Below are 14,772 nucleotides of genomic sequence, written 5' to 3'. Positions count from 1 at the left end.
CACCTCTGTTTTCAAGCTTTTTAACCGATTTCAAGTTGTACAGAATTACTGAAGTAATACATAACAAAATCCCAGCTGTGAAATCACTTGCCCTTGTGTACTCCTCCTCGGTAAGCAAATCCGCAACCGTCCCAAATTATTCATTGCTGCGTCCATTCCCGCTGTCGAACATCTGCATAACGACAGACATTAGACTTCCGCTTTCAGCACCAAGCAGCCTTTCTACGTTGAAAACAAATGCATGCATGCGTGAAGCCCGCCCCTCGTTCGTCATTTCAACCATATCATCATCAAAAATGGTATTCATATATACCACGACCATTTCCATGCATTCATACGGGAACGGCGTGCTGAACAATCCTTGCTCAATACCCTCGCGGATTATTCCCGTCAGTATCGGGGGAACGCCATTGATGATGACCTTTTGTATTTTCTGATGCATAAGCGCGTTCTGCGGCTTGTGCATGTGTTCCATAATTTCTTTGTTGCTTCCGTCACTTATGTTCAGGGCCATTACAACGCCAATAATGCGCTCATTTAAGGCAATGCTCTTGTTTGCGCCAATTTCCTGTGCCGCACTTAAAAGACGAACACTATACCGCTCAATTAGCGCGTTCATAATATCCTCCTTAGACTTGAAGTGATAATACAGCGTTCCCCGCGCAATTCCGACCTTTTCGAGAATATCGTTTGTACTCGTACCGTCAAAGCCTTTCTGACCAAAAAGTTTATCCGCCGCGTCAAGTATTTCGTTCCTGCGTTCCTCGGCTTCTTTTACAACTCTCATTCTAATACCTCCTTCTTAACCGACCGACTGCCTGTCGGTTAAATAGTAACATGCTAGTTTGTGATGTCAAGGGCATTCTAAATTACGTCAAAAAATGTTCACCTAAACACATCAATAAAAAAGAACTTTTGCCCCGATGTACTCTATTAAAACGTATCTGTTCTATTAACATTACTGTCTCAACGTGTATCGAATATGTAATCAGAAATCATATATTTTCTATTAAATCTCCGACAAATTTTCTGGGAAATAGTCGTTGAATTTATTAATCATACCTGATGTCTACGCGCGCGGACGAACTCCTACAGTGGTTCAACTCCCTTTATCCCGTTCCAATGCAAAAAGCCGACCTCTTGCGGTCGGCTCTTTCAGGTTTGGTGGAGGCGAGGGGAGTCGAACCCCTGTCCGAAGATAACGCAACACAGGCTTCTACGGGTGTAGCTACAGTTTTGATGTCACCCGAGCAGCGCCCCGTAACCGGCTATGCTTTGGGTCAGCCTGATTGTCTTCTTCAGCACACCTCAGGCGGAGATGTGACAGCGTATCCCACTAAAGTTGAGCCCCTATCCCGCCACATGGGCGATGGAGAGTAGAAGCACGCTAACAGGTTATTAAGCTGCTAAAGCGTAGTTTGTTTGTTGTTTGCCGTTTAAATAGGCGTTCGCGTTGTTGAAGTGGACGCAGCCCCACTACCCGCTACCCGCGCCCGAACTATCCCCGTCGAATCCAAGAACGCCCCCATAATGATAAGCGACACATCTCGCCAATCTGGGGAGTTGGGTCTTGAATTAAAGAGAAAAGTAAGACACGATAGTGTATTTCCTTCCACACTATGCAATTGTCAATGTAACTCACATGTCAGCCTCGATTATGCCAAGCAGGTAAGCTTGTTATCGTTACCGACAAACTTATTATAACACAGATATAGAAATGGTGTTAGCCAACTTGTTGCCAGCGCTACATTCCTTTTCCTTGGAATCATCTGAGAGTGCTGCCACGTCATACTCTAGCATGCCACATACCTCTCGTACCAATACTCAAAAGTGTATGACTTAAGCCGTATATTGGTTTGTGTTGCTTGCACAAGGCTTGCATCATGCTTCATGAGCTTACCTTAATACTTCTGCTTCTCCCGCAACGCCCGCTGAATTTGACGATCCGCATCACGCTTGGCAGCCGTCTCGCGCTTGTCGTAATTTTTCTTACCACGACCAAGTCCGATCAACAGCTTGGCAAAGCCATTACGAACATATATTTTAAGCGGTACAAGCGTGTAGCCCTCTTGTTTGGTCTGACCAATCAGCTTGCTAATTTGCGATTTGTGAAGCAGCAGCTTGCGTGCACGTGTTGGGTCCGTGGGATTGAATCGATTCCCCTGCTCAAACGGACTGATGTGCATGTTGTGAATGAACACTTCACCTTTACGGATCGTTGCAAATGAGTCACCGATATTGGCTTTACCCAGACGCAAAGACTTTATTTCCGTACCTGTCAGCACCATGCCCGCTTCATATGTGTCCTCGATAAAATAATCATGGGACGCTTTTTTATTCTGGGCTAGCACTTTATTTTCACTTTTCTTACCCATGATTATCCCCTCCAACGTTAAGACCTATCCATGCTTGTTTTAAAAATATAATTTGTTCTAACGCTCGTTCTTTATATGTAGGTAAATCGAATAGTTGCTAAAGCTACGCATGCGAACATTCCAGCATTCCACACCACAAAACAACGACTAGACTTCTATTGTACCAAATAAAGTACTACTCACTCAAGCTATTCCCACAGTTGTACATCGCTATTTAAATGACCCGCTTAACTAAACCTCCATATGCACATCACGTACACCCTCCATTTTCAACCGTGACTCGCAGCAAACTTCTACAGCTTTCTCGAACCACATTTGCCTTACCTTAACCCAAGCTCAACTTTCTTACCATCTTCCCCTTATTTACACTGGACATTTCACACCAACACTTCTTTATCACAATTCATTCGTACCAAAAGAACTAGAAGCCCCAGCCCCATTGTTCTCGTTCTAAAGTTGTCGCAAACCAGCCTCTTCATACATGCGAAAGAGAGCCTCCAAAACCGCTCCATAACGCGGCTCTGAAAGCTCCCAGTCACTGAATCGCATACATCCACTAGTGCATGACAACCCCTAATGAAACTCTCCATAATAAGCTTTGACATACAATTTTCTTAAAAAACTGCTTTTGCACTTAGCGATTTTTACGTACAAATTTAGCCGTTCCGCTGTTGGACTTGCCTTTTTTCCGAGCCGCTTGATCAGCGGATTTAGCTTGCTTGCGCGCTTGCGCGTTCGGCTCGCCGATAAAGATGCCGCTTTCCGAAGTGGTCTTGCGTCCCTTCTTGCCGCCCGTCATCTTGCCGCGGCCAGAGCGATAATCGCCTCCACGCTTGTGATCTGACGAGTCGCCAAAGCCACCAGCTCCGCCTCTGCGGCCATAGCCACCGCGACCAGAGCCAAAATCAAAGGCTCCCTGCCCGCGTTTAGCTTCTTGCTCCGCATTGTTGATCAGACGATCAACCCAATTGGCATCGTCTGATGGAGCAGCTGAACGAGAGGATTCTTCCCCTTGGCCCCCACCTTGGCCAAATTGAATGCCGTGTTTGCCCTTAGCAGGCTTGTGTCCACCCGAACGCTTCTCATAAGGATTAACGGACCCTTGATGGGCACGGTTTCTGCCGCCTGCACGGCCGTTCCCCTGGCGTTCACGATGACCAGACCTGTTCAACCATTCCTCACCGGCGTTGTCCTGATGTCGCTCCGGATATGCGTCTATAGGGAACTGGGACGGTAAACTTGCGTCCTCTTTTCCATAGCCGCCGCGCTGCTTCAGTACAGAATCAGCCCCGAATTGGTTATAAGCTGCTGCGTCCGCTCCCTGAAGCTCGCGTCCGTCCGGACCTCTACGGTCAGCGCGAATACCATCGGCTTGTCGCCCTTGTCCTCCACCATGGTCACGGCGGAACCCACCATCGCTCTGCCCGCTTCGGCCTGAACGCCCGCCTGTCCCACGGCTGCTTTGGCCGAACGGACCTCCGCCGCCTTGACCGCGGCCATCACGTCCGCGCCCGCCTGCATGGCCTTGGCCGTCACGCGCTCCACGGCCTCCTTGGCCAGCTGCGCTGCCGCCTCGGGCTGGTCGTCCGCCTGGCGCACCATTGCCGCCCCCGCGACCCGCACGGCCGAACTGGCTGCCACTATCACGTCCACGGCCTGCGCCACCTTGACTGCGGCCATCGTGACCGCCGTCACGCGACTCGCTCCTGCCACGCTTACGGCGTTCAAAGCCGAACTCGCGGCCTGCGCCTCGATTGCGCGGTGAGCTATCAGCAAGCTCAAAGTCAATCGTATGGTCATCCATGCTTACACGTGCTACACGAATCCGAACAGCGTCGCCAATTCTAAACATGTTGGACGTACGCTCGCCAAGGAGCATCATATGCTGTTCATGGAAATGATAGTAGTCATCCGACATTTCGCTTAATCGAATTAGACCCTCTACCGTATTTTCCAGCTCAATAAACATCCCGAAGCTGGTCACACTGCTAATAATGCCGTCAAATTCTTCGCCGACTTTATCCAGCATGTATTCTGCTTTTTTCATCTGCTCCACATCACGTTCGGCGTCTACCGCGACACGTTCCCGCTCCGACGATTGCTTGGCTATATCCGCCATGCGCGCTTGCAACTGCTCATGCCGCTTCTCAGGCAGTGCACCGCCGTTATCAATCACCTCACGCATGACACGGTGAATGACTAAGTCAGGGTAACGGCGAATTGGTGATGTGAAGTGTGTATAATACTCCGCAGCCAATCCAAAATGGCCTGTGCTTTCCGCATCATATTTGGCTTGACGCATCGAGCGCAGCATCATCGTACTAATGACAGTCTGCTCGCGTGTTCCTTCGATTTCTTCCAACAAGGATTGCAGCGCTCGCGGATGAACCGAATTTCCTTTGCCCTTTACAACATAACCAAAATTGGCAGTAAAGGTCATAAAGCTAAACAGCTTCTCGCTATCCGGCTCTTCATGAATACGATAAATGAAGGGCACGCGCAGCCAGTGAAAATGCTCCGCCACCGTTTCATTAGCGGCTAGCATAAATTCCTCGATCATCTTCTCAGCAATCGAACGTTCGCGCTTCACGATATCAATAGCCTTGCCCTCTTCATCGACAAGAACTTTGGATTCTTCGAAGTCAAAATCAATTGCCCCGCGGTGCATCCGCTTGTCACGCAGCTTTATCGCAAGCTCTTTCATCAACATGAAATTATCAACCAAATAAGCGTATTGCGCGCGTACATCCGGGTCTTCGTCTTCCACGATCTTGCGGACATTGGTATACGTCATCCGCTCTACCGTACGAATCACACTCGGGAAAATATCGTGCTTGACCAGCTTAGCCTTGTCATCAAATTCCATCTCACAAGACAACGTTAACCGGTCCACTCGCGGATTCAAGGAGCATATCCCATTAGATAGACGGTGCGGCAGCATCGGAATTACTCTGTCAACCAAATAAACACTGCACCCGCGTGCATAAGCCTCACGATCCAGTACCGAGCCATCCGGTACATAATAGCCGACATCTGCGATATGAACCCCTAACTTGTAATTACCGTTAGGCAGCCTCTCGACATTTACAGCATCATCTAAATCTTTTGCATCCTCGCCATCAATCGTTACGATCGTCAATCCCCGCAGGTCACGTCTGCCTTGGCTAATAATTTCTTCTTCGCTAATGGCGTCCGGCACCGATTCCGCAGCCTCCATCACTTCGCTCGGAAACGCTTCCGGAAGTTGGTGTTTGCGGATAATGGACAAAATATCAACGCCCGGGTCATCCTTATGACCGAGAATCTCGATGACTTCCCCTTCTGCCGCTGCACGTCCTTCCGGATAATTAACAATCCGAACCACAACTTTCTGCCCCGTAACTGCACCTAAAAATTTATCCTTCGGAATAAACACATCCCGATTAATACGACGATCATCAGGAATAACGAACCCGTAAGAGTCTAAATTTTGAAATACACCAACAACCTGCTCAATGGCCCGCTTAACAACACGAATCACTTCGCCCTCCATCCGATTGCTGTCAGCCGCCTTACTTGTCACTCGTACCAGCACGATATCCCCGTGCATTCCCGTTTTCAAATCGTTTGCGTGAATATATACATCAGGATGCCCTTCCTCATCCGGAATCAAGAAGGCAAACCCTTTCGCATGCGCCTGCAGCCTGCCGCGCAACAAATTCATTCGTTCAGGGACCCCGTAGCGGTCTGAACGGTTTCTAATAATATGACCGGACTCTTCAAGTCCTGTTAATGTCTTCAGTAGTTCTTTAAACGCCGCCGCATCCGATATGTCAAAATGCTGCTCTAATTCCCGATAAGTCATCGGCTTGTAAGCCGTTTCGCGCATAAAGTCCAATATCTGCTGTTCTGTTATCATTCCTTCACCTCGCACCCTGCCTCTTCACCCACCTGCACAGTATACCAATATATATCTTAGTATACACGAAATTAATTGCTGACATCCGTGCGAATGAACAGCTTACCGTAAAAGGGCTCATACCCTACACCCTTTAGTCTATTCCCCACAATGCTCGAAATAAAAACAGCCCTGTATTACATCTTCATAGCACAAAAAAAACGGAAACCTGTGGTTCCCGCTTCTTGTTATCCATAATTATGCTATTCGTTTATGCTATTCGTACCTATGCTTTAACGAAATAAGCCACGATCAAAGCTAAAATAAAGAATCCAGATGCCAATCCAACTGTTAATCGTTGTAATACCAAATCCATACCGCGTGCTTTTTGTTTTCCAAATAAATGTTCTGCACCGCCGGAGATGGCGCCTGAAAGACCAGCACTTTTACCCTTTTGCAGAAGTACTACGCTAATCAAGCCGATCGAAAAAATAATGAGCAATATTTTGAAGAAAATGACCACGATTCCACCTCCTAATGGTTACCTCATAAGAACGTTCACAAAAAGCTTATAAGCTTAAAAACAGCATTATTATTGTAACATAGGAACGCCTGTCACACAAGTATCGAACAGGATAGCAAACGAACAACTTTGAGATGATCCATGACCTATTCCTATGCTCTTTCAGATCCTTATCCCAGTCAGAACATGAAACGTCACCTGTGTGCAGCTGCACCCGATAGGTAAACCTCAAAATGAAGCTTATTCTTCGGACCCCGACTCTTTGAGACGCAGTCCATTATGCCGCAGCGGACCGACGTATTGATTCAGAGAGAACGAATACCGAATGGCCTCTGTAATAAAACGCTTAGCTGTGCGAATACTTGTAACCACATCGTAGCCCTTAGCCAATTCTGCCGTAATCGCTGCGGAATACGTACAGCCTGCGCCATGTGTATACGTTGTCGAAATGAGATCGGCTTCCAAAATCTCGAAATTACGACCATCGTACAATACGTCAATTGAAGTCGGAAGGCCAATCTTCGAGCCACCCTTCACAAGTACATACTTAGCACCTAGTTCATGAATGCGCACAGCTGCCTGCTTCATATCCTCTAACGTATGGATTGGAGCAGTTCCTGCCAATTGCGCCGCTTCAAACAGATTAGGTGTTACTACCGTTGCTTGTGGGACAAGCACATCACGCAGCGCCTCGTTTGTCTCAGGATGCAGAGCCTCATCGGCACCTTTACAAATCATCACTGGATCTACGACTACGTTTGTAATCTTATAGCTCTCAATTGTACGTGCGGCCAGTTCAATAATGTCAATCGAACCTAACATTCCCGTCTTCATCCCTTGAATGCCCACGGATAAGATCGTCTTTAATTGCTCCTCCACCGTGGATAGCGCAATCGGAAACACGCGATGTGCCCACTGATCGTCTGGATCCATTGCAACGATGGTCGTAAGCGCAGTCATCCCGTATACACCGCGCTCCTGAAAAGTTTTCAAGTCAGCTTGAATACCTGCGCCACCACTGGAATCCGAGCCTGCAAGTGTTAGTACTTTATTAATCGGTTTCATTTGATCGATACCCCTTTATTGCATCATATCTTCTCATTATAACCGATTATAATGCCAATTCCTGCATGAACTCATTATTTTTCTACAATGTTGATGCTGCCTGCATCTGCACGTACTTGAATCAATTGATCGCTTTTGCCTTTTGAAAGAGGGACATCTACACTGCCAAGATTAGAGCTAGCAGCATAAGAACCTTCGTACTCTGGTGAAACTTTAATCTCGATACTGCCCAGGCTGCTGCTTACTTTAGCAGAGTGAGGGCGTTTCTGCTCTATAAAAATGCTGCCCGCATCAGCGTCTACTGTCACATTTTGAGTCGTATCAATCAGATCAATTGTTCCTAATGCTGCGCTGACATCCAGCTTAGCATCTACGTTATCGGCAACTACTTTCCCTGCATCTGAGCTTAAATTAGCTTGTTGGCCCTGCACTTCCTTAACGATCACGCTTCCCAGTTCGCTTTTCACAGACAAGTCATTAATTTTTCCGCCCTGCATCGTAAACGTACCAGCCGATAACCTGCCATTTAACTGTTCCAATATAAACTCCTGAGTAGTATGAATTACAATAGTATGCTTGCGATCATACGTGCCCAGATTGATCATTCGGATCCATTGCAAGTCATCATTGTGCTTATAATCAAGTTCAAGTGTCTGATTTTGTAACGTCGTATGCTTAATCTTCTTGATCGTCTCCTCATGTGCTTGACCTGACAATTCAATCTTGTTCAGACCGTCCAGCTTCCAAGTGACGTCAACTGCTCCTTCGTTTGCCATAATCTCGATGCGCTTAAGATCAGCGTTGATCGCGATGCTGTGCTGGTAGCTTGGCAGCTGAGACTTCACTACTGTATCCATCCCAAAAAATAACATGCCGCCCACACCAACTACGATGCAGCCTATTGCTAAAATGTTAAGCAGAACTCTCTTCACATTCTTCTCTCCCTTCCCACGTTAGCAACCCAATGTAAATAAGCAAGATTCAGCTTTGCATACAATCGGCATAACAAGACGGTTGCCTGCGCTAATAAAATGCCGACACCAAATGCAACTAAACACATGCTTAATTCCGCTCCAAAGAAAGTAGCACCAAAACTAAGCTTTATGACATATACAAATGGTACTAGTACAAACCCTAACGAAGCTCCGATCAAACCTATACATACACCCCAACCACTGATTAACAACGGAATAACCATAATACTAACAAATAGTGCGCCGATTATGCCGAACACGCGACGTGAAGCCTCGCCTGATCGGGGTTGCTCTGGATAATACGGTGGCATGTTGTGCATCTGTGGCACAGCATGCGATTGACTATAATCTGATTCCCCATAGAAAGGCGGAAACTGTTTGTTTGGCTGCTGATTGTCTGGCCTCGCATCAGGCTCCCCCATTAGTTCAACCGCCAATTCCTCAGGGTCACCTAATTCCTTCGCAATTTCCTCTTCTGTCCTGCCTTGTTGTTTGCCAAATTCAAAGTGCGCATCGTATTCTTCCAAAATTTCATTTCTATCCTTCTCCGGCATGGATATCAGTCCAAGCTTGAGCTTTAACATAAAGTATTCTTTATGCACCTGACTTCACCCCTACGTCTATTAAATTACACATCATCATGTTCAAAACAGGCGTGTGCTTGATTTTCTCCTCGATATTCTGCAATTGCTCCCCTGATCGGGGTCCTTATCCTAATCACCGGATAGTTCACTTTGATCTTGTGCGGGGTCATTCTCACTGCCCGATTGCTCTAACAAAGTGGTCACCCCGCTTACAAAGCTCTGCCACTCGGACACAAGCTCATTCATATATGCCTTGCCCTCAGGCGTTAATGTATAATATTTACGAGGCGGACCTTCCGTAGATTCCTGCAAATAGGTCGTACAATGCCCATCCGCCACCATCCGCCGCAAAACGGGATACAGCGCCCCTTCTGCTACCTCTACATGCTTCGATATTTGCTGGGCGAGTTCAAAGCCATAACGGTCTCGTTGGTTAATTAATACCATGACACACAGGCCAAGCACGCCCTTTTTAAATTGGATAATCTCCTTCAATTGGCTTCCCCCTTTACTTTCAGCACAATGACATTTCGCACCTGTTATGCTGCCGTTGAAGCTAAACATACATCTGAAAAAGTTGTTAAATGTTATATTTATCATTCAGTATTGTATATTGTGCAGTAGCTAGTATTGATTATATCGACGCTTTCCTTTTCCAACAAGTGGTTTTCCGCAAAACTAGCCTCAGGTCCAGTGCATTTGCGACTCCAGTCTCGTCATTTGAGATTGTTGCTGACAGCATATTCATCTCATTTGTGAGAACCTAAAACTCCACACAATTGTGTTCAATCTCATGTTGCGCTTGACTCTTTCGACATCTATCTCCTTTTGATATGGTTATCATCTGAAAAAGCTATCTTAAATAAATCTAACTTTTTGATAAATTCGTTCAAATGTTTAGTATAATAGAGCCGTTTCCAGTATTCACTAGCGAATAGATGAAAGCGCAATAATTGGATGAATGAACATATAGGGAACTACGATTTATCCCTAACAACAGGATAGATAACATGAGGAGGTCATGATCCATGTCGGTTGGAACGTCTAACCGGGGGTGGGCTTGGGAGCAGTATTATGGCCCGAACCTTGGATACGTGCAAGAACAATACGAAGAGTATGTAATCAATCCTGAGGCGGTAGACGCTCAGTATCGGGAACTGTTTGAACAGTATGGTCCGCCTCCAATGGATTCGTATAGTGAGCCAGCTCATACAACTGTTAATAGCAGCACGTCTCCTATCGGGGAGGCCCAGCTTCAGCAGGCAGTAGCCGTATCGAAGCTTGCTGATCATATCCGTCATTTCGGCCATTTGGCTGCGGACATTGATCCGTTGGGCGCTGATTCCGTGCCGTTACTACAGCGTTTCGAGCCTGAATCTTATGGCCTGACAAGCGAACAACTGAAGTCGCTCCCAGCATCCTTGGTCTGGAATGAGCCCCCGGCAAACATCCGTACTGCATGGGAAGCGATCGAGCAGTTAAAGAAATGCTACACGCGTACGATTGCTTACGATTTTGGCCACGTTCATGACGTTAATGAGAAACGCTGGCTGCGTGCTCAAGCAGAAAGCGATCCGATTGAGCTGACAGTGGATGAGAAGAAGAAGCTGCTCAGACGTATGATTCAAGTCGACTTATTTGAAAAATATATGCACAAAACCTTTGTCGGCCAAAAGCGCTTTTCCATTGAAGGCAACGATGCGCTTGTGCCGATGCTTGACGAGATCGTATTGTCCTTCGCTAAAGACGGCGGCAAACACATCTTGATGGGAATGGCCCACCGCGGCCGCTTGAACGTGCTGGCACACGTTCTAGGCAAGCCTTACGGCGCCATCTTCTCGGAGTTCCACCATTCACCGAACAAAGACCTGTACCCTTCTGAGGGTTCTACAGGCATTAACTTCGGCTGGACGGGCGACGTTAAGTATCACCTTGGCGCAGATCACGATTTCGAGCAAGATCAGTTGCGAACGACCATCACACTAGCCAATAACCCGAGTCATCTGGAATATGTAAACTCAGTAGTGGAAGGCTTCGCCCGCGCGGCACAGGAAGAACGCAGCACTCAAGGATATCCGGTGCAAGATACCGATCGAGCATTGGCTGTACTTATGCACGGTGATGCAGCATTCCCTGGCGAAGGTATCGTAGCCGAGACACTGAACTTTGATAAGTTGCGTGGATTCCAGAATGGAGGAACTCTCCACCTTATCGTCAACAACCGGATTGGCTTTACGACGGAAAGCTCAGATTCCCGTTCCACTTTATATGCAAGCGACTTAGCTAAAGGATATGAAATTCCGATTCTGCATGTAAACGCAGACGATCCAGAAGCCTGTATTGCAGCCGTGAGAATGGCATTTGAATATCGGGATACGTTTAAGAAAGACTTCCTGATCGACCTGATCGGCTATCGCCGTCACGGTCATAATGAGATGGATGACCCAAGCTCGACACAGCCGCTCGTATACGAGAAAGTGAACAAGCACCTGATCGCTCATCAAATATATGCAGAGAAGCTCAAGCAATCGGGTGTATTGACGGAAGCCGATGTTCAGCAAATGAAGGATGACATCGAAGCTGCATTCCAGCAAGCATATGAGAAAATGCGTGAACGGACAGCAACGGAATATCGCAATCAGAGCGATAAGTTACCACGCGCCAATGCCCCTATTCCATCAGATACGGGCATAGCAGCAGAGCAATTACGTGAGCTGAATGAAGCTTTGGTTCAGTATCCCGAATCGTTTACACCTTATCCGAAGCTTGACCGCATCTTAAAGCGTCGAGCGGCAGCCTTTGCGGAAGAAGATAAGGTAGACTGGGCTTTGGCGGAAACACTCGCCTTTGCTTCCATTCTTGCAGAAGGCCAGCCTATTCGTTTGAGCGGCCAGGATGTGGAACGCGGAACATTTGCACAGCGCCATTTAATGCTGCACGATCCTACGAATGGCAGCAAATATTGCCCGCTGCATTCGATTCCGCAGACGAAAGCTTCATTTGCCATTCACAATAGCCCGCTGACTGAAGCAGCGGTACTCGGCTTTGAATATGGCTATAACGTATTTGCACCGGAGACACTTGTGATTTGGGAAGCTCAATACGGAGACTTTGCTAACGTGGCGCAAGTCATATTTGATCAATTCATCGCCGCTGGCCAAGCGAAGTGGCATCAGTATTCCAATTTGGTTATGCTGCTCCCGCACGGCTATGAGGGGCAAGGTCCAGAACACTCCAGCGCTCGACTAGAACGTTACTTGCAGTTGTCCGCTAATGGCAACTGGATGGTTGCAAACTTGACGAGTGCTGCGCAATACTTCCACCTGCTTCGCCGCCAAGCTGCGATCGGTGGAACCTTGCAAGCACGTCCGCTTGTTGTGATGTCGCCGAAGAGCCTGCTGCGTAACGCTCGCAGCGCGACTCCTGTTGCTGCTTTGACAGAAGGAACGTTCCGTCCGATTCTGGAAGAGCCACTGCTCGGCAGCAAGCCTGCCAAAGTGCAGCGTCTGCTTTTATGTTCTGGCAAAGTGGCACTTGATCTGGAAGCTGAATTGGAGAATTACCCAGATCAGGATTGGAGCTGGCTGCATATCATTCGTGTTGAACAGCTTTATCCGTTCCCAGAAGAGGAAATCGCCGCCGTTATCGGCCGCCTCAAGTCTTTAAAAGAAGTGATGTGGGTCCAAGAGGAGCCTCAAAATATGGGTGCTTGGACGTTTATGGAACCTAAATTGCGTGCTCTGCTGCCTAAAGCAGCTTCTCTCGAATATATCGGACGAGGCGAACGCTCAAGCCCTGCTAGCGGCTACGCGGATGTGCACAGCCACGAACAACGTCAGATCGTCCATAAAGCACTAAAGCTACAACAAGCTTAATCATACGCGCATTGAACTCAAGGGGGTAGCCATCGTGGCAGAAATTAAAGTACCTGAACTAGGCGAGTCCATAACAGAAGGAACTTTGCATAAATGGCACGTAAAGCAAGGGGAGGCCGTGAAACAAGGCGATGTACTGGCCGAGCTTGAAACCGATAAGGTCAATTTGGAGATTAGTGCAGAGGAAGACGGCGTCCTTGAGCAAATACTTCGTCCAGACGGCGAAAATGTTCAAGTTGGTGAGGTTATCGGAATTATTCGTGCTGGAGGTAGTGCGCACGCGCCAGTTCAACCAGCGGGCGCAGCCGCGGTAGCTGTGGCTCCACAAACACCAGAAGCTCCTGTCCCAAATGCTGTTGTCCCTACTGCAACACCGACAATCGTACCGACTGTGGACAATAGTGAAACTTACGCCACTCCGCATGCGCGCAAGTTGGCTCGTGAACAAGGCATTGACTTGCGGGATGTACAGACACGTGATCCACTCGGACGGATCAAGCAGGAGGATGTTCAAGCACAAGCTCGCTTGAACAGCGCACCTGCCAGTGCAGCAGCACCTCGTCAGGTTGCTGCTCCGCCAGCAGCTAGCTCCGCTTCGGATGCAGCCGCTCAAGCCGGCAAGCCAGTTGAGGTCCGCAAAATGTCGCGCCGCCGCCAAACGATCGCCAAGCGGCTCGTAGAAGCGCAGCAGTCTGCTGCAATGCTAACGACGTTTAACGAAGTCGATATGACTGCGATTATGGATGTACGCAAGCGTCGTAAAGACAAATTCAAAGAAAAGCACGATGTGAACTTGGGCTTCATGTCCTTTTTCACCAAAGCTGTAATCGGCGCTTTAAAAGCATATCCGCTCCTAAATGCCGAAATTGCGGGTGATGAGCTGTACGTTAAGAAATATTATGATATCGGCATTGCGGTATCCGCGAAGGAAGGCTTGGTTGTCCCAGTTGTTCGTGATGCGGATCGACTAGGCTTCGCTGATATCGAGAAGCAAATTATCGATCTGGCTGGCAAAGCGCGGGCCAACACGCTAGCGATTTCTGATTTGCAAGGCGGCACGTTTACAATTACTAACGGAGGCGTATTTGGCTCCCTATTGTCTACACCAATCCTAAACGCGCCGCAAGTTGGTATTTTGGGCATGCATAAGATCCAATTACGTCCAGTTGCCATTGATCAGGAGCGTATGGAGAACCGTCCGATGATGTATATTGCACTCTCTTACGATCACCGTATCGTAGATGGTGCAGAAGCCGTCAGCTTCCTCGTCAAAGTGAAAGAATTGCTCGAAGACCCTGAATCCTTGTTACTGGAAGGATAAGCAGCATAACAGGCGATGCTTGAACGCATAGTATTCTCGATACACGCATAAAATGGCTGCCCACTAAGCTAAAGTTACGCTTAGTGGGCAGCTTTTATTTATGGCCAAAAGCAGCAAAAAAAGAAGCTATTCCCCAGTCATCACATGACATAGAGAGCAGCTTCTTTTACTACAGCAG

General features: G+C 47.8%; 10 protein-coding genes and 1 other RNA gene. 2 read left to right on the top strand and 9 right to left on the bottom strand.

Annotation, left to right across the window (positions count from 1 at the left end):
* Positions 1-136: 136 nt before the first annotated feature.
* From H509_RS0122910 to H509_RS0122870, 9 genes are all read right to left on the bottom strand, one after another.
* A complete protein-coding gene (locus H509_RS0122910) occupies positions 137-787 on the bottom strand; it encodes a TetR/AcrR family transcriptional regulator (protein WP_028547118.1) in 651 nt (216 codons plus the stop codon).
* Between the two features lie 375 nt (positions 788-1,162).
* Positions 1,163-1,527, bottom strand: a transfer-messenger RNA (tmRNA) gene (gene ssrA, locus H509_RS27420).
* A 374-nt stretch (positions 1,528-1,901) separates the two neighbouring features.
* The gene (gene smpB / locus H509_RS0122900) at positions 1,902-2,375 is read right to left on the bottom strand and encodes an SsrA-binding protein SmpB (protein WP_028547116.1); all 474 of its coding nucleotides are present in this window, start codon (positions 2,373-2,375) and stop codon (positions 1,902-1,904) included.
* A gap of 634 nt (positions 2,376-3,009) precedes the next feature.
* Positions 3,010-6,273, bottom strand: a complete 3,264-nt coding sequence (rnr, locus tag H509_RS0122895) for a ribonuclease R (protein ID WP_028547115.1) — start codon at positions 6,271-6,273, stop codon at positions 3,010-3,012.
* Between the two features lie 265 nt (positions 6,274-6,538).
* Complete coding sequence (secG, locus tag H509_RS0122890; RefSeq protein WP_028547114.1) at positions 6,539-6,775, bottom strand: preprotein translocase subunit SecG; 237 nt, start codon at positions 6,773-6,775, stop codon at positions 6,539-6,541.
* 240 nt (positions 6,776-7,015) lie between these two features.
* Positions 7,016-7,840, bottom strand: a complete 825-nt coding sequence (gene pdxK, locus H509_RS0122885) for a pyridoxine/pyridoxal/pyridoxamine kinase (protein ID WP_028547113.1) — start codon at positions 7,838-7,840, stop codon at positions 7,016-7,018.
* A gap of 74 nt (positions 7,841-7,914) precedes the next feature.
* Positions 7,915-8,772, bottom strand: coding sequence for a DUF4097 family beta strand repeat-containing protein (locus H509_RS0122880; RefSeq protein ID WP_028547112.1), 858 nt, complete (start codon positions 8,770-8,772; stop codon positions 7,915-7,917).
* Entirely contained in the window at positions 8,769-9,416 is a 648-nt protein-coding gene (locus tag H509_RS0122875) for a DUF1700 domain-containing protein (RefSeq protein WP_028547111.1), read from the bottom strand. The genes H509_RS0122880 and H509_RS0122875 overlap by 4 nt, the downstream gene beginning before the upstream one ends.
* Positions 9,417-9,527: 111 nt before the next feature.
* Positions 9,528-9,893, bottom strand: coding sequence for a PadR family transcriptional regulator (locus H509_RS0122870; RefSeq protein ID WP_028547110.1), 366 nt, complete (start codon positions 9,891-9,893; stop codon positions 9,528-9,530).
* Positions 9,894-10,426: 533 nt separating this feature from the next.
* Between H509_RS0122870 and H509_RS0122865 the strand changes: the two genes are divergently transcribed.
* A complete protein-coding gene (locus H509_RS0122865; RefSeq protein ID WP_028547109.1) occupies positions 10,427-13,273 on the top strand; it encodes a 2-oxoglutarate dehydrogenase E1 component in 2,847 nt (948 codons plus the stop codon).
* A 34-nt stretch (positions 13,274-13,307) separates the two neighbouring features.
* On the top strand, positions 13,308-14,594 hold the full coding sequence (gene odhB, locus H509_RS0122860) for a 2-oxoglutarate dehydrogenase complex dihydrolipoyllysine-residue succinyltransferase (protein WP_028547108.1): 1,287 nt from the start codon (positions 13,308-13,310) through the stop codon (positions 14,592-14,594).
* Positions 14,595-14,772: the final 178 nt, after the last annotated feature.

Source organism: Paenibacillus taiwanensis DSM 18679 (assembly GCF_000425125.1).
Classification (GTDB): domain Bacteria; phylum Bacillota; class Bacilli; order Paenibacillales; family Paenibacillaceae; genus Paenibacillus_B; species Paenibacillus_B taiwanensis.
The sequence above is the reverse complement of the archived record's forward strand: the minus strand, read 5'-3'. Positions and strand labels throughout refer to the sequence as shown.

What these genes read in the sequence shown, in the direction of transcription:
- H509_RS0122910 (WP_028547118.1), bottom strand. Translation starts at nt 787, where the DNA reads ATGAGAGTTGTAAAAGAAGCCGAGGAACGCAGGAACGAAATACTTGAC.
- smpB (WP_028547116.1), bottom strand. Translation starts at nt 2,375, where the DNA reads ATGGGTAAGAAAAGTGAAAATAAAGTGCTAGCCCAGAATAAAAAAGCG.
- rnr (WP_028547115.1), bottom strand. Translation starts at nt 6,273, where the DNA reads ATGATAACAGAACAGCAGATATTGGACTTTATGCGCGAAACGGCTTAC.
- pdxK (WP_028547113.1), bottom strand. Translation starts at nt 7,840, where the DNA reads ATGAAACCGATTAATAAAGTACTAACACTTGCAGGCTCGGATTCCAGT.
- H509_RS0122865 (WP_028547109.1), top strand. Translation starts at nt 10,427, where the DNA reads ATGTCGGTTGGAACGTCTAACCGGGGGTGGGCTTGGGAGCAGTATTAT.